Genomic DNA, 16676 nt, shown 5'->3' on the forward strand with positions numbered 1-16676 from the left:
CGCCTGACTTACTTCTGCTGCTTGAGGATGTCGACGCCCGGCAGCGGCTTGCCTTCCATCCACTCGAGGAAGGCGCCGCCGGCGGTCGAGACATAGCTGAAATCGTCCGTGACTTCGGCGTGGTTGAGGGCTGCAACCGTATCGCCGCCGCCGGCGACCGACACGAGCGATCCCTGGCGGGTGCGGGCAGCCGCATGCTTGGCAACGGCGACCGTCGCCTTGTCGAAGGGGGCGATTTCGAAGGCGCCGAGCGGACCGTTCCAGACCAGTGTCTCGGCCTTGGAGATCCAGTCGTTGACCGCAGCGATCGACTTCGGACCGACGTCCAGCATCATCGCATCCGCCGGGATGGCGTTGATCTCCACCACTTCATTGTCGGCGCCGGCCTTGAATTCGCGGGCGACAACGCCGTCTTCCGGCAGGACGATGGCGCAACCGGCTTCAGCCGCTGCAGTGATGATCGCCTTGGCGGTATCGGCGAGATCGTGCTCGCAGAGCGACTTGCCAACATTGACGCCCTTTGCGGCGATGAAGGTATTGGCCATGCCGCCACCGATGACGAGGGCGTCGACCTTCTTCACGAGGTTCTGCAGCAGATCGATCTTGGTCGAGACCTTGGCGCCGCCGACGATGGCAACGACCGGGCGCTTCGGCTGGCCGAGACCCTTTTCAAGTGCCTCGAGCTCGGCCTGCATCGTGCGGCCGGCATAGGCCGGCAGGTGGTGGGCAAGGCCCTCGGTCGAGGCGTGGGCGCGGTGCGCGGCCGAGAAGGCATCGTTGACATAGATGTCGCCGTTGGTGGCGAGTGCCTTGACGAAGTCTGGTTCGTTCTTCTCTTCGCCCTTGTGGAAGCGGGTGTTTTCGAGCAGCAGCACGTCGCCGTCGTTCATCTCGGCAATGGCGTTTGCGGCCTTGTCGCCGATGCAGTCGGCGGCAAAGTGAACGCGCTGGTCGAGGATGTCTTCCACTGCCGGTGCAATGGTCTTCAGCGACATTTCGGCGACCGGCTCACCCTTCGGGCGGCCGAAATGCGCCAGCAGAATGACCTTGGCGCCCTTTTCCGACAGTTCGCGGATAGTCGGCGCGACGCGTTCGATGCGGGTTGCGTCGGTGACCACGCCGTCCTTGACCGGCACGTTGAGGTCGACACGCACAAGCACGCGCTTGCCGGCAATGTCGGTCAGGTCGTCGAGGGTCTTGAAAGTCATCAGATTGTCTCCGGTGATAGTCTCTGGAAAAGGGTGGGGTAGTCGATGACGAGGCCGTCCTCGTCCACGGGCAGGTCTGCGGCAAAGCTGCGGTCCTCGGCCCCGTAGCGATAGAGCCTGCCATCATCGAAGCAGGTATAGTGCTGGCCGTCGACCACCGGTTCAAAGGTGTCGAACGGCACGTACAGCATTTTCAGCCGCGCCTTGCCGGCCTTGCAATCAAGGCCGAGACGGCGGATCGGCAGGGTGTTGGTGAAGGGCGTGCCGGCAAGGTCGATGTCGATGCATCCGTCGAATTCGGGCAGCGCCGTGCCTCCCGACGTCGCCCATTGGCCCGGAGCATCCGAGCGCAGATGAAGGCTCCGGCCATCGGTCGTATCGACCATGAGCTTTCGAACCAGCCATCCGGCATCGCAATCGATCCGGTAGCGCACACCGTAGGGCGTGCCGCCGCGGTTGCCGATCAGAACGCCAACGGCGCGGATGACCGCGCCGTTGGCTGTGTCGATTTGCGTCAGCGTCAGATGTTCGAGCCCTTCCCCCTCCAGCGGACGCCAGCGGACCGTCGTTTGGGAAAGGGCGCGAAACATCGGAGTTAGATGAGCTTGCTGAGCGCAACCGCAGTGTCGGACATGCGGTTGGAGAAGCCCCACTCGTTGTCGTACCAGGTCAGGATCGACACGAACTTGCCTTCCATCACCTTGGTCTGGTCCATGTGGAAGACCGAGGAATGCGGGTCGTGGTTGAAGTCGATCGAGACGTTCGGAGCGAGCGTGTAGCCGAGGATGCCCTTGAGCGGGCCGTCAGCAGCTGCCTTGATCGCAGCGTTGATCTCTTCCTTGGTGGTTTCGCGCTTGGCGACGAACTTGAGGTCGACGACCGAGACGTTCGGGGTCGGAACGCGCATGGCGAAGCCGTCGAGCTTGCCCTTCAGTTCCGGCAGAACCAGGCCAACGGCCTTGGCAGCACCGGTCGAGGTCGGGATCATCGACAGGGCTGCAGCGCGAGCGCGGTACAGATCCTTGTGCATCTGGTCGAGCGACGGCTGGTCGTTGGTGTAGGAGTGGATCGTCGTCATCATGCCGTGGTCGATGCCGATGACGTCGTTCAGGACCTTGGCGACCGGTGCAAGGCAGTTGGTCGTGCACGATGCGTTGGAGATGACGAGGTGATCCTTCGTCAGCTTGTCGTGGTTGACGCCGTAAACGACGGTGAGATCGGCGCCCTCGGCCGGAGCCGAAACGATGACGCGCTTGGCGCCGGCTTCCAGGTGTGCGGCTGCCTTGTCGCGGGCGGTGAAGATGCCGGTGCATTCCATCGCGACGTCGACGCCGAGTTCCTTGTGCGGCAGTTCGGCCGGGTTGCGGATCGCGGTGACCTTGATCGGCTTGCCGCCGTTGATGATGATCGCATCGCCTTCGACCTTCACATCAGCCGGGAAACGGCCGTGGATGGAATCGAAACGCAGCAGGTGTGCGTTGGTCTCGACCGGGCCGAGGTCGTTGATGGCAACGACTTCAATATCCTTGCGGCCGGATTCAACGATGGCGCGCAGCACGTTGCGGCCGATGCGGCCAAAACCGTTAATGGCGACTTTCACTGTCATATCGGGTCTCTCCCTGTCTGAATGGCATGGTCGGAAAAAAGCGGGGCGCGCTTTCACGCGCGCCCCGCGGCTTGATCAGGAAAGCTTGGCTTCCGCAGCGGCGACGACCGCCTCAGGCGTGATGCCGAAGTGCTTGTAGAGTTCCTTGTAGGGACCGGAAGCACCGAAGGACGACATGCCGATGAAGGCACCGTCGCTGCCGATGAAATGATCCCAACCCTGGCGGATGCCGGCTTCGACGGCGATCTTGACCGGCGAGTTGCCGATGATCGCCTGCTGGTAGTCTTCGCTCTGCTCGGCAAAGAGTTCGAAGCAGGGGACCGAGACGACGCGGGTCGCGATGCCCTTGGCGGTCAGCGCCTGGCAGGCCTTGACGGCGATTTCGACTTCCGAACCAGTGGCGAAGATCGTCACCTTGGCGTCGCTTGCCGAGATCAGGTCGTAGGCGCCGCGAGCGCAGAGGTTCTCTTCCTCATACTCGGTGCGCACGGCCATCAGGTTCTGGCGGGTGAGCGCGATGCCGGACGGACGGTTGTGGCTTTCAAGCGCCAGCTGCCAGCACTCGGCCGTTTCCGTGGCGTCGGCCGGGCGGAACATCAGGAGGTTCGGGATGGCGCGCAGCGCCGCCATGTGCTCGACCGGCTGATGCGTCGGGCCGTCTTCGCCAAGGCCGATGGAATCATGCGTCAGCACGTGGATGACGCGGATGCCCATCAGGGCGGCCAGGCGGATCGACGGACGGCAGTAGTCCGAGAAGATCAGGAAGCCGCCGGAGTAGGGGATGATGCCGCCATGCAGTGCCATGCCGTTCATCGCTGCCGCCATGCCGTGCTCGCGCACGCCGTAGTGGATGTAGCGGCCGGAGAAATCGTCCGGGGTGATCGACTTGGTCTGGCTGGTCTTGGTGTTGTTGGAGCCGGTCAGGTCGGCCGAGCCGCCGATCGTTTCGGCCAGAACGCCGTTGATGACTTCGAGCGCGTCTTCGGAAGCCTTGCGGGTTGCCGGCGACGGCTTGGTCTCGGCCAGCTTGCGCTTGTAGTCGTCGATGGCCGACGACAGGCGGCCTTCGAGTTCGCCGGAGAAGCGGCGAACGAACTGTGCCTTCTTCTCGGCGTCGCTCTTGTCGAGGCGCTCTTCCCAGTCCTTGCGGGTCTTGGTCGAACGCAGGCCGGCCAGGCGCCAGGCGTCGAGCACGTCGGACGGAACGACGAAGGCTTCGGATTCCCAGTTCAGTGCCTTGCGGGTGGCGGCGATTTCCTCGGCGCCGAGCGGCGAACCGTGAACCTTGTGGGTGCCGGCCTTGTTCGGCGCGCCGAAACCGATCGTCGTCTTGCACGCGATCATGGTCGGCTTGTCGGACTTCTGCGCCTGTTCGATCGCAGCGGCAATGGCTTCCGGATCATGGCCGTCGACGGCAATGGTGTTCCAGTTCGAGGCGCGGAAGCGGGCGTGCTGGTCGGTCGAGTCGGCGATCGAGATCGGGCCGTCGATCGAAATGTTGTTGTCGTCCCAGAAGACGATCAGCTTGTTGAGCTTGAGGTGGCCGGCAAGCGAAATCGCTTCCTGGCTGATGCCTTCCATGAGGCAGCCGTCGCCCGCGAGCGCATAGGTGTAGTGCTCCATCAGGTCGGCGCCGAACTCGTCGCGCAGCTTGCGCTCGGCGATCGCCATGCCGACGGCATTGGCAATGCCCTGGCCGAGCGGGCCGGTGGTCGTCTCGATGCCGGCGGCGTGGCCATATTCCGGGTGACCGGCGGTGCGGGCGCCGAGTTGGCGGAAATTCTTGATCTCTTCGATGGAGATGTCTTCGTAGCCCGTCAAATAGAGCAGCGAATAAAGCAGCATCGAGCCGTGACCGGCCGACAGCACGAAGCGGTCGCGGTTCGGCCAGGAGGGGTTTTTGGGATCGAAGCTGAGGAAGCGCGTGAAGAGGACTGTCGCTATGTCAGCCGCACCCATGGGCAGGCCGGGGTGACCTGAATTTGCCTTCTCGACGGCGTCCATGGAGAGGAAACGGATCGCATTCGCCATCCGGTCGTGTTTTTCGCGAGAGATCATGACTGTTCCGTTTTGAGTTCGGTGGTCAGGGGACGGTCTCTATCCTCCAAAGACCGTGCAAGAAGCGGCAGACAAATAGCATCTGCGCCGCGCGAGTCAACAAATACAGGCCTTTTGCGGCCATTGGCAGCATGGTTTTCAAGGGGTGATATCGCGTCGCAGCAGAGTTTTTGCGCTGCGGCCGGATGAGCCGGCTATACAAACCATCCACAGCTTCCGTAATGCTTTGCTACAGTTGGCATTGTTGAGATTTGCGTAATAGGTTTAAAAAGGAGTGAGCCGAAGCGGCGGACGGGATGCTGGCGATTCGGCCTCACGGGCGAGGTATCGAAAAACATGCCGGCAAAGACGGTCAAAGCGGCGATCGACGAACTGAAGAACGCGGTTCAGTCCCTGGAAAACGCGATCGACAGCCGTTTTGACAGGGAACGCGATCTCGGCGAGTTCGAGGGCGAGGTCCGGCGGGTCAATTCGGACCGGTCGCGACTGGCACAGGAACTCGACCAATCCCAATTCCGGGCAAACCGACTTGAAGAGGTCAACCGCGAGGTTTCCCGACGCCTCGTGACGGCGATGGAAACCATTCGAGCGGTGCTCGACCGCTGAGGTTTAAGCGACATGGCGCAGGTGACAGTATCGATCGACGGCAAGGCCTATCGCATGGCCTGCGAAGAGGGACAGGAAGATCATCTGATCGAACTGGCCACCAACTTCGATCAGTATGTCGGTCATTTGAAGACGCAGTTCGGCGAGATCGGCGATCTGCGGCTGACGGTCATGGCCGGCATCATGGTCATGGACGAACTCAGCGAAGTGAACCGCCGGCTGAAGGCGCTCGAAGCGGAAGTCGACACCCTCAAGCGGGGGCGCGACAGTACCCTCACCGACCAGGCAAGAAGCGAGGAGCTCCTGGCCTCGGCGCTGAGCGAAGTCACCTCGCAAATCCACACCATTGCCGCCAAGCTCAATGGCCGGGCAACGTCTTCGACAAACTGAGCTCTTTCGTCGGGCTGCCACTGGCGCGAAGCAGGGATAGGCTCTATATGTCGGATGCGGTCTGCGCTTCCCGACAGGATCCACAATCCCCGGGGCCTTACTCGATCTCAAGGGAGCTGTCCCTGGCCGGGCTTGTGGGCTCGGACATATGGCGCCCACCTACTTTGTAGGCACCCGGGATCGTAAAATATCCATCGGTTGGGTGGATCGCACCTCTTCCCTCTTCTCCATCAGTCTTAACCGGCGGCAAAAGCGCTGCGGATGGCGTCGGCCATCGCGTCGACGGTCTGCGAGCGCTTGCCGGGTCGGGTGCGCAGTACGACGTTGGAAAAATCGATGACGCTGAAGCCGTCTTCTTCGGTCAGTTCGCGGCAACCGGCCGGTATGGCGCTGCGCGACAACGGCGCAATGGCAAGCCCCGAGATCACGGCGGCGATCAGGCCGTTGCTGGTCCGGCTCGCATAGGCGACGCGGCTTTCGTGCCCACGATTCCACAGGCTCTTCATCGCAAGGTCATCGCACCACCCTCCTGCCAGATAGGTATAGGTGGCGATCGGCAGGGGCTGGCGTTCATGGGCCGCGTGCTGGTCCGAGGTCACCCATACAGTGGGATCGATCATGAGGACTTCGTTTTTCGTCGGTCCGCCAGGCTCGAAAACCACGGCGATGTCGATTTCGCCGGCAGCAAGGGCGTTGACGTTCGACATCGACACACCCTGCTGTACCGTCACCTCCACGCCGGGATGAACGGCGGCGAAGGCGCCCAAGGCTTTCGGAAGCGTGGAGTTGATGTATTCCTCGGAGATGCCAATCCTGACCGTTCCGTCGAGCGCCGGCTGGCGCATCGATGCCGCGGTATCGTCGAGCAGAGCCACGATCCGCCGGGCGTTGTCGACGAGACGCAAGCCCTGCGCCGTCGGCACCACGCCGCGCGAATGACGCTCGAACAGCGGGTCGCCGAGCATGTCCTCGAGTTTCTTGAGTTGCATGCTGACGGCGGACTGTGTGCGGCCGATGCTGTCGGCGGCGCGTGTCAGATTGCCGGCGTCGGCAACGGCGAGAAAGGTTCTGAGCAGATCGCTGTCGAGGGGGACGGACATTGTCTCTACCATCAGAGTTTCTGATGGCAGTCATGCTTGCAATTCGTTTGTCAGATGTCAACGAGGCGAGGACAATTAGCCGGTCCTATAGACATCAAGGCTGTCCCCGATGAGCGTTCTTGCTCTTGTCTTCTTCTCCGATCTTCACACCACCATCCGTGCCCGGCTCGTGTCATCAAGTCGCTGGATGCTAATAGCCGCTTCCGTGGAGCCGCGGCCTGCGATCCCACGCGACAAGCCGCATCTGCTGCACGATGCAGGGCGCCGTGAGCTGCGGTTCGACGACCGCTGGCGGGAGGGTTTGGGCAGGGATGCGGTCTATCGGTCGCTCTGGATGTTATGAAATAATATCGAGACGGGCGGCGCGGAAAATCGCTTCTGCAAGATTGCCCGCCTGCAGCTTGCGCATGGCGTCCTGCAAGGCCCTGTCGATGCGGTCGAGGGGAATGTCGGTCTCGCGCATCATGTCCTGACGGGTGCGGCCGCGGGCGGCCAGCGTCAGGCAACGCAATTCCAACGGATCGAGTTCGATCATCTGGTCCTTCATGGACGTCGGCTTTTCCACTGCTGCCTGCAGGAGCGCGTCCATACATCGAACGCGGGCATTAGTTCCTGCTAATTATTTGAAATCACGACTGTATTTGCACGCGGCCCCACTCATGAGAAAGCGGAACCGTTGTCCATGATGAACGGAACGCTAACTCTGTGCCGTTGCGGGAATGCGCTGTTCGACTGTCGCAAACTGTTGCAAAACCGGCGGTGACGTGGTTCGAGCTAAAGGCCGCAACGCGCTATGCCACAGGCGTCGAGGCGGGAAATCGATCGGTCCACGATGTTCTGTTTCATTTTGGGAAAAGAATGTGCGGGCGGTCGAATATTTGCGCGCAGTCTGTCGGAGGGGAATGATGTCACCAAAGGATCTGAAGGCCGCTCTGCGCAAGGAGAAGCTGGCGCTTCGCGACGCGATGGCGCCGGAGAGCCGCATCGAGGCAAGCCTGACCATGGCCGATCACGCTGGCGACGTCATTGCGCTCGATCCCGGCCATATCGTTGCCGGCTTTTGGCCGATCCGTTCCGAGATGGACATCCGGCCGCTGATGGCGCGCCTTCGGGATCGCGGCGCGCGGCTCTGCCTGCCCGTAATCATCGACAAGAAGACGATCGTGTTCCGCGAATTGCTCAATGGCGCTTCCGTCATCGAGACCGGTTTCGGCACGACGGGGCCTGGCCCGGATGCGCCGGAACTCGACCCCGATATCATGCTCGTGCCACTGTCGGCCTTCGATGCGACCGGTCATCGCATCGGCTACGGCGCCGGATATTACGACCGCGCCATCGACAAACTGCGCAACAAAGGGCATCTGCCGAAGCTGATCGGGATTGCATTTGACTGCCAGGAAGTGGCATCAGTGCCCGCTGAACCGCACGACGTCGCGCTGGACGCCGTCCTCACGGAGAGCGGATTTCGACATTTCTAGAGGGTTTCAGGCAATCTACGGATTCGTGGAAACGCTCTATCTCTTTGTTGTTTTACGCAGTTCCGGACGCAAAACCTCCTGGAACTGCTCTGGTGGGATTGAACGGGCATGAGGCTTTTGTTTCTGGGAGATATGGTTGGCAAGACGGGCCGCACGGCGGTCTGGGAGCGTCTTCCGGGGCTGGTCGGTGACCTCAAGCTGGACTTCGTCATCGTCAACGGCGAGAACGCCGCCGGCGGCTTCGGCATCACCGAAGATATCTTTCTCGAGACGATCAATGCCGGTGCCGATGTCGTCACCACAGGCAACCATGTCTGGGACCAGAAGGAGGCGGTCGTCTTCTGCGAGCGGCATGACCAGTTTTTACGGCCGGCCAACTATCCGGCGGGCACGCCCGGGCGCGGATCGAACCTGTTCTTTGCCCGCAACGGCGCACGCGTGCTGGTTGCCAATGTCATGGGTCGCGTCTTCATGCACCCCGAACTCGACGATCCCTTCAAATCGGCCGAAGCGATCCTCGATGCCTGCCCGCTCGGCGAGCAGGCGGATGCCATCGTCTTCGACTTTCATGCCGAGGCGACGAGCGAGAAGCAGTGTTTCGGCCATTTCGTCGACGGACGGGCAAGCCTCGTCGTCGGCACCCACACCCATGTACCGACGGCCGATCATCAGATCCTCAACGGCGGCACCGCCTATATGAGTGACGCCGGCATGTGCGGCGACTATGATTCCTCGCTCGGCATGGACAAGGAAGAACCGCTGAACCGGTTTATTTCGAAGATGCCGAAGGGGCGTTTCGAGGCGGCATCGGGGCCGGCGACCATCTGCGGCCTCGGCGTCGAGATTTCCGACCGCACCGGCCTTGCCGAAAAGATCGCGCCGCTGCGCCTCGGTCCGAGATTGACCGAAACGATCCCGGATTTCTGGGCCTGAGCCATCCTCAGGTTGACGATTTTTGGTTGCCTGATCGTCTCGCCCGCGCCTGACCAAGGCGCGGGTTTGCACACGTATCACCTTCCCGGAATTGATTTTTTTCAAGGTGACAAGCCGGCGAAATGATGGCAGGGTAACGCCACGTCAGCGCCGTTCGGACACGGCTGACGCTCGCAAGTCTTCCATACTGAGTACCATCCGCAGCACAGGATTGCGGGTTCGAAATGTCGCCGCAGGTACTCGGACGACCAATGTCCCGTGCCGGGCGTTCTCGATTTTACTGCATAATTCCTTGGATCGGCGTCGATTTGAGGAGCAAATTATGCGGCGAGTTTCAAGCGTGACAGCGTCCTTTTGCGCTTCATATATGACGCGCGGCGCTGTCGGTGCATTCGGAGAGCGTGCATGTATTCAAGATGGCATTTGCCGATGATTTTCGGCGTTTCGATTTCCCTTTTCTCTGCAGCCAACGTCGTCGCGCAGGATGCGCAGCTTCCCACCGTCACTGCCGCCAAGCCGGTCGTTCGCGATGTGATCGACAGCGACGAGTTCATCGGTCGCTTCGAGGCAGTCGATGAAGTTTCCGTCCGCGCCCGCGTCGGGGGCTATCTCGACGAGGTCAACTTCACCGACGGTGCCCTGGTGAAGAAGGGCGACAAGCTCTTCGTCATTGACCAACGCCCCTATCGCACCGCGCTATCGCAGGCGGAGGCGACGCTCGAGTCGACGCGTTCGTCTCTCGCCTTTGCCGAGACACAGTTCAAGCGCACGGAATCCCTGACTGGAACCGGCACGCTCTCCGTCTCGACGCTCGATGACCACCGCCGGGAATTGCTTTCGGCGCAAGCCGCCGTGCGCGGAGCGGAAGCCGCGGCCGAGCGCGCCAAGCTCGATCTCGACTATACGACGATCATCGCACCGCTGACCGGCCGCGTCGATCGCCGCCTGATCTCGACCGGCAACCTCGTTCAAGCGGACCAGACCGTGCTGACGACGATCGTTTCGCTCGATCCGATCGACTTCTATTTCGACGTCGATGAGCGTCGCCTGCTTTCCTATGCGCGTGTTGCTCGCGAACGCGGCAGCGCACTTCAGGAGGGCGGCGGCGCGCTCGATGTCATGGTCACCATCGCTGATTCCAACGAGGCGCCGTTCAAGGGCAAGCTCGATTTCGCCGAGAACCGGCTGGACCAGGCAAGCGGCACGATGCGGGTGCGTGCGCGCTTCGACAATCCCAACTACGTGCTGCAGCCGGGTCTCTTCGGTCGCGCCGAACTCGAGGGCTCGAACACCTACAAGGCTGTGCTCATTCCTGATGAAGCGATCGGCGCCGACCAGAACGAACGCATCGTTTATGAGGTGCGCGAAGACGGCACCGTTGCGACCAAGCCGGTGCGGCTCGGACCGAAGCTTCATGGCTATCGTGTCATCCGCAGCGGCATGACCGGCGACGAAACCATCGTGGTCAACGGCTTGATGCGGGCACGTCCGGGCACGAAGGTGAAGCCCGAGATCGTTGAACTGCCTCCTGAAGCTCAAGCGGCGGGGAGCGCTCAATGAGGTTTGCCCATTTCTTCGTAGACCGCCCGATCTTCGCATCGGTGCTTTCGATCGTGTTGCTGATCGTCGGCAGCATCGCCTACTTCCAGCTGCCGGTGGCGCAGTATCCGGAAATCGCACCGCCGACCATCGTCGTTCGCGCCGCCTATCCGGGCGCTGATGCCGAAACCATCGCCAACACGGTGGCAACGCCACTGGAACAGGAAATCAACGGCGTCGAGAACATGCTCTACATGTCCTCCTATTCGACCGCCGACGGTTCGATGGCGCTGACCATCACCTTCAAGCTCGGAACGGACCTCGATCAGGCCCAGGTTCTCGTGCAGAACCGCGTGTCCATCGCCGAACCGCGCCTGCCCGAAGATGTCCGGCGCATCGGCATCACTACGGCGAAAAGTTCACCCGACCTGATGATGGTCGTGCATCTGCTGTCGCCGAACGAACGTTACGACCAGCTCTACGTCTCGAACTATGCCCGCACCCGCATCCGCGACCTGCTGGTCCGTCTCGACGGCGTCGGTGACGTCATCCTGTTCGGCGAGCGTGAATATGCGCTGCGCGTCTGGCTCGATCCGGAAAAGCTCTCGGCCTACGGAATGACGGCAGGCGACGTCGTGCAGGCGCTGCGCGAGCAGAACGTGCAGGTCTCGGGCGGTTCGATCGGCGCACCGCCGACACCGGGCGACAGCGCGTTCCAATATACTGTTACCACCGACGGCCGCTTCAGCGATGCCCGCCAGTTCCGCTACGTCATCGTCAAGGCGACGGAGAGCGGACGGCTGGTGCAGCTGCAGGACGTGGCGCGCATCGAACTCGGCGCCCGCGAATACGTCAACAACAGCTATCTGGACGGCAGCCCGGCCGTGGCGCTCGGCATCTTCTCGCGGCCGGGTACCAACGCGCTCGACGCGGCCGACGCGATCCAGAAGGTGATGACGGACGTTTCGAAGGACTTTCCGGAGGGCCTCGAATACCGGATCGTCTACAATCCGACCGAGTTCATCTCCGAATCGATCAACGAGGTCTACAAGACGATCGGCGAAGCCGCCATTCTGGTGGCGCTCGTGGTTCTCATCTTCCTGCAATCCTGGCGCACGGCGATCATCCCGATCGTGGCGATCCCGGTGTCGCTTGTCGGCACCTTCGCATTCCTTTACGCCTTCGGCTTCTCGCTCAACATGCTGACACTGTTCGGCCTGGTGCTGGCGATCGGCATCGTCGTCGACGATGCCATCGTCGTGGTCGAGAACGTCGAACGAAACCTGGCGCGCGGCATGACCCCGCGCGAGGCGTCGCACGTGACCATGGACGAAGTGGGGGCAGCGGTCATCGCGATCTCGCTGGTGCTGACCGCCGTCTTCATCCCGACGGCCTTCATCCCGGGTATTGCCGGCCAGTTCTATCTGCAGTTCGCCGTCACGATTTCAGTGGCGACGGTGATTTCCGCCTTCAATTCGCTGACGCTGTCGCCGGCGCTCGCGGCAATCCTGTTGAAACCGCACGAGAACAATCACCACGAAAGCGGCAACCCGCTCACCCGGTTTGGTCGGTCGCTGGCAAACGGCTTCAACAACGGTTTCGACCGCATGGCTGAAGGCTACGCCTGGATCGTGCGCAAGCTGATTTCGACAAAAACGGCGCTCGCTGCGGCGCTCGTCGTCTTCGTCGGCCTGCTTGGCGCCACCTGGTACATGGCGCAGATCGTGCCGAGCGGCTTCGTACCGACCATGGACCAGGGTTATGCCATCGTCGTCATCCAGCTTCCCGACGGCGCGTCGCTCGATCGGACCGATGCGGTGGTCAAGCGCGCTTCGAAGATCATCCAGGAAGTGCCCGGCGTGAAAAACGCCGTCGCCTTCGCCGGTTTCAACGGCGCGACCTTCACCAATGCGTCCAATGCCGGTGTCATCTTCGCGTCCTTCAAGAGCTTCGAGGAGCGGCTCAAGCACGGCGAGAGCGCCAACCAGATCATCGGCCAACTCTATGGCAGCCTGCAAAGTATCCAGGAGGCCTTCATCATCGCCGTTCCCCCGCCGTCGGTGCGTGGCATCGGCAACTCCGGCGGCTTCAAAATGCAGATTGTCGACCGGCAGAGTGCCGACATGCGCCGCGTGCTGGGGCTGGCCTACCAGATGATGGGTGCTGCCAACCAGACCGAGGGGCTGACCGGCGTCTTCACGACGTTCTCGGCGTCGAGCCCGCAATACTTCCTGGCGATCGATCGCGACAAGGCGAGGACCTTGAACGTGCCGATCCCGAATATCTTCGAGGCACTGTCGATCAATCTCGGCACGTCCTATGTCAACGACTTCAATGCCTTTGGCCGCGTCTATCAGGTGCGGGCACAGGCCGACCAGCAGTACCGTCTGGAGCGCGACGACATCCTGGCGCTGAAGGTCCGCTCTGCCACCGGCGCACTGGTGCCCATGGGCACGCTGGTCGAGATTCGCGACACTGCGGGTCCCGCCCTGGTGCAGCGATACAATATGTATGTCTCGGTACCGTTGCAGGGCAACCCGGCGCCGGGTGTCTCGACCGGCACGAGCCTCGACAAGATGGAGGTGCTTGCGGCCCAGATGCTGCCACAAGGCACATCGTTCGAGTGGACGGAACTCGCCTTCCAGGAGCGCCAGACGGGCAACACCGCGGTCTTCATCTTCGCGCTGTCGGTCGTCTTTGTGTTCCTGGCGCTGGCAGCGCAGTATGAAAGCTGGGTCCTGCCGCTGGCGATCATCCTGATCGTGCCGCTCGGTGTGCTCTCGGCACTCATCGGCGTTTTCCTACGGGGGCTCGACAACAACGTGCTGACCCAGATCGGGTTGATCGTGCTGATCGGGCTTGCGGCGAAGAACGCGATCCTGATTGTCGAGTTCGCCCGCCAGGGCGAGGATGAGGGGAAAACACCGATCGAAGCGGCGGTCGAGGCCAGCCAGTTGCGTCTGCGGCCGATCCTGATGACTGCCTTCGCCTTCATCCTCGGCGTCGTGCCGCTGATGATCGCCACGGGACCCGGTGCCGAAATGCGCCAGTCGCTCGGAACGGCGGTGTTCTCCGGCATGCTCGGCGTGACCTTCCTTGGCCTGTTCCTGACGCCGGTCTTCTACGTTACGCTGCGTTCGTTCCGCCGGCGCAAGCCGGTTGCGGCGACCGAGCCGATGGCGACGCCGGCCGAGTAACACGAGCGCTGTTGCTTGTGATCCAACGCCCCGGTGGCAGCGCCGGGGCGTTTCGCTGTGAACAGGACGCGCGACGCTGTTCGCAATGCCAGCACAATGACGCAAACGTGAGTGCTTGACGCAGCTTTGTCGCTGGACGTTACGGCGCGCTTGCACAATCCTCCTTTCGCCCGTGACGGCAGCGTTTCTCGAATTGACGTGTTCGCTGCCGATACTCTCAAACGGCCGCATGACCTGTACCCAAGCCGAATGGGCTTGAGCACAGGTCATGCGTGCGCGGTGTGAAAGGTGATGGATGATGCTCCGCTACCTTGCCTACACTTTTGCCGCCATCTGGCTTCTGCATGCCTTCTGGCCGTCGGCCGCGCATGCACAGGCAGCGCCCGCACAAGTGAGCCAATGCCAGGCGATCGCCGAGGCGTTGCCTCAGACCGCGTTCGCCAGTTTTACACCGGCCGCCGCAACGAAGGGGCAGACGGCCGCTGGTGAAGTGACGATCAGCTATCTCGGCCACTCGACCTTTCTGATCGAGACGCCGGGCGGCGTGTCGATCGCCACGGACTATAATGGCTGGTTCCGTCCGTCGGCGCCGCCGACCGTGGTGACGATGAACAAGGCGCATTCCAGCCACTACACATTGACGCCGGATCCGGCGATCCGCACGGTGCTGCATGGTTGGGGTGAAGACGGCGAGCCGGCGCGGCACGACCTCGTCGTCGGCGATGCCTATATCCGCAATGTCACCACGGACATCCGCTCCGGCGCCGTGACGATGGAGCATGATGGCAATTCCATCTTCATCTTCGAGGTGGCGGGTCTGTGCATCGGCCATCTCGGCCATCTGCACCACGAGCTCGATGACAGCCACTACCGGCAGATCGGCAGGCTCGATGTGCTGATGGTGCCGGTCGATGGCGGGCTGACGATGGGGGCCGAAAGCATGAGCCGCGTCGTTTCGCGGCTGCGCGCGGCGCTTATCCTGCCGATGCATCGGCGCGGTCCCCCGATCGACGCCTTCCTCGACATGTTCGGCGACGATTTCGACAAGAGCTTCGCGACCGGAGCGAGCGTCAAAGTCTCGCTGCGTTCCTTGCCAAGCAAACCGCTGATTTATATCCTCCAGGGCGTCTGAACATCGGGATTGCCCAATGAGATCGTTTGCAGCCGGCGTCGTTGCGTTTCTGTCCTTTTCAACAATGGTTTTGGTAACGGCGGCTCTGGCTGGAGGCGCGCCTGCGCCGCGCATGCCGCCTCCCGACACCCAGCACCCGCAAGCTGTTCCCCAGGCGACTGTCGCGCCCGTTGCCGAGCAGGAAGAGTTCGTGATGCCATCGGGCAATATCGGCTGCATCTACACACCCCCGGGCGGCACGCCGACCTATCAGCCTGCCGACGGCGGGCCGGAGCTCGCCTGCGATATCATCGCGCCGCGTTACGTCAGGGCAACGCTCGGACGGGCCGGCGCGGCAACGATCAATCGCGAGGTCGGAGATCCGAGCTGCTGTTCGGCCGGGCCGATCCTCGAATATAGGGCGACATGGCAGGGCGGGCCCTTTTCCTGCATCTCGGAACGAACGGGCCTTTCCTGCCGCCGCGAGGACGGCCATGCCTTCGTTCTCAGTCGCGGGCGCATCTCCGCCAACTGAAAAGAAACGCCCCCTGCTGGACGGAAAGCGGCAATAAAACTATAAGGCGCCCCATTCCATTCAAATTCATGCATGCAGAGGGTGCCATGGCTGGCCATTCACAGTTCAAGAACATCATGCACCGCAAGGGCCGTCAGGATGCGGTGCGCTCGAAAATGTTTTCCAAGCTCGCGCGCGAAATCACGGTTGCGGCGAAGACCGGCATGCCCGATCCGTCGATGAACGCGCGCCTGCGTCTGGCGATCCAGAACGCCAAGGCGCAATCGATGCCGAAGGACAACATCGAACGTGCGATCAAGAAGGCCTCCGGCGGCGACGCGGAGAACTACGAAGAAGTCCGTTACGAAGGTTATGGCCCGGGCGGCGTCGCTGTTATCGTCGAGGCGTTGACCGACAACCGCAACCGTACCGCCTCCAACGTCCGCTCGACCTTCACCAAGGCCGGTGGCGCGCTTGGTGAAACCGGTTCGGTTTCCTTCTCCTTCGACCGTGTCGGCGAGATCACCTACAAGCTTTCGGTCGGCGACGCCGACAAGGTGATGGAAGCGGCGATCGAAGCCGGTGCCGACGACGTGACCACCGACGAGGACGGCCACACGATCATCTGCGGCTTCGAAGCGATCGGCGAAGTCTCCAAGGCTCTGGAAGACACGCTCGGCGAAGCCGAAACCGTCAATGCGATCTGGAAAGCCCAGAACACCGTGCCTGTTGACGAGGAGAAGGCGCAGTCGCTGATGAAGCTCATCGACATTCTTGAAGACGACGACGACGTGCAGAACGTCTATTCGAACTTCGAAGTGTCCGATGAGGTCATGGCGAAGCTTTCGGCCTGATCCGGATTTTTTCAGGCCTACTGCATGTCTCCTTAAGTCCCATCCGATTTAGGGACAAAAACATGCAGCAATTCAAAGTGCT

The 16676-nt window shown here is 62.0% G+C and carries 16 protein-coding genes and 1 other RNA gene; 11 read left to right on the plus strand and 6 right to left on the minus strand.

The features are described from left to right. Positions 1 to 8: 8 nt before the first annotated feature. From pgk to tkt, 4 genes are all read right to left on the minus strand, one after another. Positions 9 to 1208: a phosphoglycerate kinase gene (pgk, locus tag C6558_RS22925; protein ID WP_057205686.1), complete on the minus strand. Its 1200-nt coding sequence runs from the start codon at positions 1206 to 1208 to the stop codon at positions 9 to 11. Further along, positions 1208 to 1798 (minus strand): putative glycolipid-binding domain-containing protein, encoded by a 591-nt coding sequence (locus C6558_RS22930; RefSeq protein ID WP_107027709.1) that lies wholly within the window; start codon positions 1796 to 1798, stop codon positions 1208 to 1210. The genes pgk and C6558_RS22930 overlap by 1 nt, the downstream gene beginning before the upstream one ends. A 5-nt stretch (positions 1799 to 1803) precedes the next feature. Continuing rightward, positions 1804 to 2814, minus strand: coding sequence for a type I glyceraldehyde-3-phosphate dehydrogenase (gap, locus tag C6558_RS22935; RefSeq protein ID WP_057205689.1), 1011 nt, complete (start codon positions 2812 to 2814; stop codon positions 1804 to 1806). A 75-nt stretch (positions 2815 to 2889) separates the two neighbouring features. Then, positions 2890 to 4872 (minus strand): transketolase, encoded by a 1983-nt coding sequence (tkt, locus tag C6558_RS22940; RefSeq protein WP_057205691.1) that lies wholly within the window; start codon positions 4870 to 4872, stop codon positions 2890 to 2892. Positions 4873 to 5208: 336 nt separating this feature from the next. Here tkt and C6558_RS22945 point away from each other — a divergent pair, with 336 nt between their 5' ends. From C6558_RS22945 to ssrS, 3 genes are all read left to right on the plus strand, one after another. Further along, on the plus strand, positions 5209 to 5478 hold the full coding sequence (locus C6558_RS22945) for a DUF4164 domain-containing protein (RefSeq protein WP_025424756.1): 270 nt from the start codon (positions 5209 to 5211) through the stop codon (positions 5476 to 5478). 12 nt (positions 5479 to 5490) lie between these two features. Then, the gene (locus tag C6558_RS22950; RefSeq protein ID WP_025424755.1) at positions 5491 to 5868 is read left to right on the plus strand and encodes a cell division protein ZapA; all 378 of its coding nucleotides are present in this window, start codon (positions 5491 to 5493) and stop codon (positions 5866 to 5868) included. Positions 5869 to 5923: 55 nt separating this feature from the next. Further along, positions 5924 to 6081, plus strand: a non-coding RNA gene (gene ssrS, locus C6558_RS22955) — 6S RNA. 23 nt (positions 6082 to 6104) lie between these two features. Here the strand turns inward: ssrS and C6558_RS22960 are convergent. Next, positions 6105 to 6968, minus strand: a complete 864-nt coding sequence (locus C6558_RS22960) for a LysR family transcriptional regulator (RefSeq protein WP_063963232.1) — start codon at positions 6966 to 6968, stop codon at positions 6105 to 6107. Between the two features lie 109 nt (positions 6969 to 7077). Here C6558_RS22960 and C6558_RS22965 point away from each other — a divergent pair, with 109 nt between their 5' ends. Then, positions 7078 to 7311 carry a hypothetical protein gene (locus tag C6558_RS22965; RefSeq protein ID WP_057205693.1) on the plus strand — a complete coding sequence of 78 codons (234 nt, stop codon included), beginning with the start codon at positions 7078 to 7080 and terminating at the stop codon, positions 7309 to 7311. Here C6558_RS22965 and C6558_RS22970 read toward each other — a convergent pair. Next, positions 7306 to 7503, minus strand: coding sequence for a transcriptional regulator (locus C6558_RS22970; protein WP_234907902.1), 198 nt, complete (start codon positions 7501 to 7503; stop codon positions 7306 to 7308). The genes C6558_RS22965 and C6558_RS22970 overlap by 6 nt on opposite strands. Positions 7504 to 7873: 370 nt before the next feature. On the opposite strand from C6558_RS22970, the gene C6558_RS22975 reads away from it, so the two are divergent. The 7 genes from C6558_RS22975 to C6558_RS23005 all read left to right on the plus strand — a co-directional run bounded on the left by C6558_RS22975 (position 7874) and on the right by C6558_RS23005 (position 16594). Beyond that, positions 7874 to 8446 (plus strand): 5-formyltetrahydrofolate cyclo-ligase, encoded by a 573-nt coding sequence (locus C6558_RS22975; protein WP_057205722.1) that lies wholly within the window; start codon positions 7874 to 7876, stop codon positions 8444 to 8446. A 108-nt stretch (positions 8447 to 8554) separates the two neighbouring features. Then, entirely contained in the window at positions 8555 to 9379 is an 825-nt protein-coding gene (locus C6558_RS22980; protein ID WP_053249648.1) for a YmdB family metallophosphoesterase, read from the plus strand. A gap of 405 nt (positions 9380 to 9784) precedes the next feature. Then, positions 9785 to 10939 (plus strand): efflux RND transporter periplasmic adaptor subunit, encoded by a 1155-nt coding sequence (locus tag C6558_RS22985; RefSeq protein ID WP_057205695.1) that lies wholly within the window; start codon positions 9785 to 9787, stop codon positions 10937 to 10939. After that, a complete protein-coding gene (locus C6558_RS22990; protein WP_057205697.1) occupies positions 10936 to 14115 on the plus strand; it encodes an efflux RND transporter permease subunit in 3180 nt (1059 codons plus the stop codon). The genes C6558_RS22985 and C6558_RS22990 overlap by 4 nt, the downstream gene beginning before the upstream one ends. A gap of 295 nt (positions 14116 to 14410) precedes the next feature. Continuing rightward, the gene (locus tag C6558_RS22995) at positions 14411 to 15247 is read left to right on the plus strand and encodes an MBL fold metallo-hydrolase (RefSeq protein ID WP_057205699.1); all 837 of its coding nucleotides are present in this window, start codon (positions 14411 to 14413) and stop codon (positions 15245 to 15247) included. A gap of 16 nt (positions 15248 to 15263) precedes the next feature. Next, positions 15264 to 15761, plus strand: coding sequence for a hypothetical protein (locus C6558_RS23000; RefSeq protein WP_057217925.1), 498 nt, complete (start codon positions 15264 to 15266; stop codon positions 15759 to 15761). An 86-nt stretch (positions 15762 to 15847) separates the two neighbouring features. Beyond that, positions 15848 to 16594, plus strand: coding sequence for a YebC/PmpR family DNA-binding transcriptional regulator (locus C6558_RS23005; RefSeq protein WP_025424746.1), 747 nt, complete (start codon positions 15848 to 15850; stop codon positions 16592 to 16594). Positions 16595 to 16676 lie beyond the last annotated feature (82 nt).

Origin of the sequence: Ensifer sp. NM-2 (assembly GCF_003024455.1) — a bacterium.
Lineage (GTDB): Bacteria > Pseudomonadota > Alphaproteobacteria > Rhizobiales > Rhizobiaceae > Ensifer > Ensifer canadensis.

Coding starts and splice junctions, on each gene's coding strand:
- pgk (WP_057205686.1), bottom strand. CDS start 1,208: ATGACTTTCAAGACCCTCGACGACCTGACCGACATTGCCGGCAAGCGC.
- C6558_RS22930 (WP_107027709.1), bottom strand. CDS start 1,798: ATGTTTCGCGCCCTTTCCCAAACGACGGTCCGCTGGCGTCCGCTGGAG.
- gap (WP_057205689.1), bottom strand. CDS start 2,814: ATGACAGTGAAAGTCGCCATTAACGGTTTTGGCCGCATCGGCCGCAAC.
- tkt (WP_057205691.1), bottom strand. CDS start 4,872: ATGATCTCTCGCGAAAAACACGACCGGATGGCGAATGCGATCCGTTTC.
- C6558_RS22945 (WP_025424756.1), top strand. CDS start 5,209: ATGCCGGCAAAGACGGTCAAAGCGGCGATCGACGAACTGAAGAACGCG.
- C6558_RS22950 (WP_025424755.1), top strand. CDS start 5,491: ATGGCGCAGGTGACAGTATCGATCGACGGCAAGGCCTATCGCATGGCC.
- C6558_RS22960 (WP_063963232.1), bottom strand. CDS start 6,968: ATGTCCGTCCCCCTCGACAGCGATCTGCTCAGAACCTTTCTCGCCGTT.
- C6558_RS22965 (WP_057205693.1), top strand. CDS start 7,078: ATGAGCGTTCTTGCTCTTGTCTTCTTCTCCGATCTTCACACCACCATC.
- C6558_RS22970 (WP_234907902.1), bottom strand. CDS start 7,503: ATGATCGAACTCGATCCGTTGGAATTGCGTTGCCTGACGCTGGCCGCC.
- C6558_RS22975 (WP_057205722.1), top strand. CDS start 7,874: ATGTCACCAAAGGATCTGAAGGCCGCTCTGCGCAAGGAGAAGCTGGCG.
- C6558_RS22980 (WP_053249648.1), top strand. CDS start 8,555: ATGAGGCTTTTGTTTCTGGGAGATATGGTTGGCAAGACGGGCCGCACG.
- C6558_RS22985 (WP_057205695.1), top strand. CDS start 9,785: ATGTATTCAAGATGGCATTTGCCGATGATTTTCGGCGTTTCGATTTCC.
- C6558_RS22990 (WP_057205697.1), top strand. CDS start 10,936: ATGAGGTTTGCCCATTTCTTCGTAGACCGCCCGATCTTCGCATCGGTG.
- C6558_RS22995 (WP_057205699.1), top strand. CDS start 14,411: ATGATGCTCCGCTACCTTGCCTACACTTTTGCCGCCATCTGGCTTCTG.
- C6558_RS23000 (WP_057217925.1), top strand. CDS start 15,264: ATGAGATCGTTTGCAGCCGGCGTCGTTGCGTTTCTGTCCTTTTCAACA.
- C6558_RS23005 (WP_025424746.1), top strand. CDS start 15,848: ATGGCTGGCCATTCACAGTTCAAGAACATCATGCACCGCAAGGGCCGT.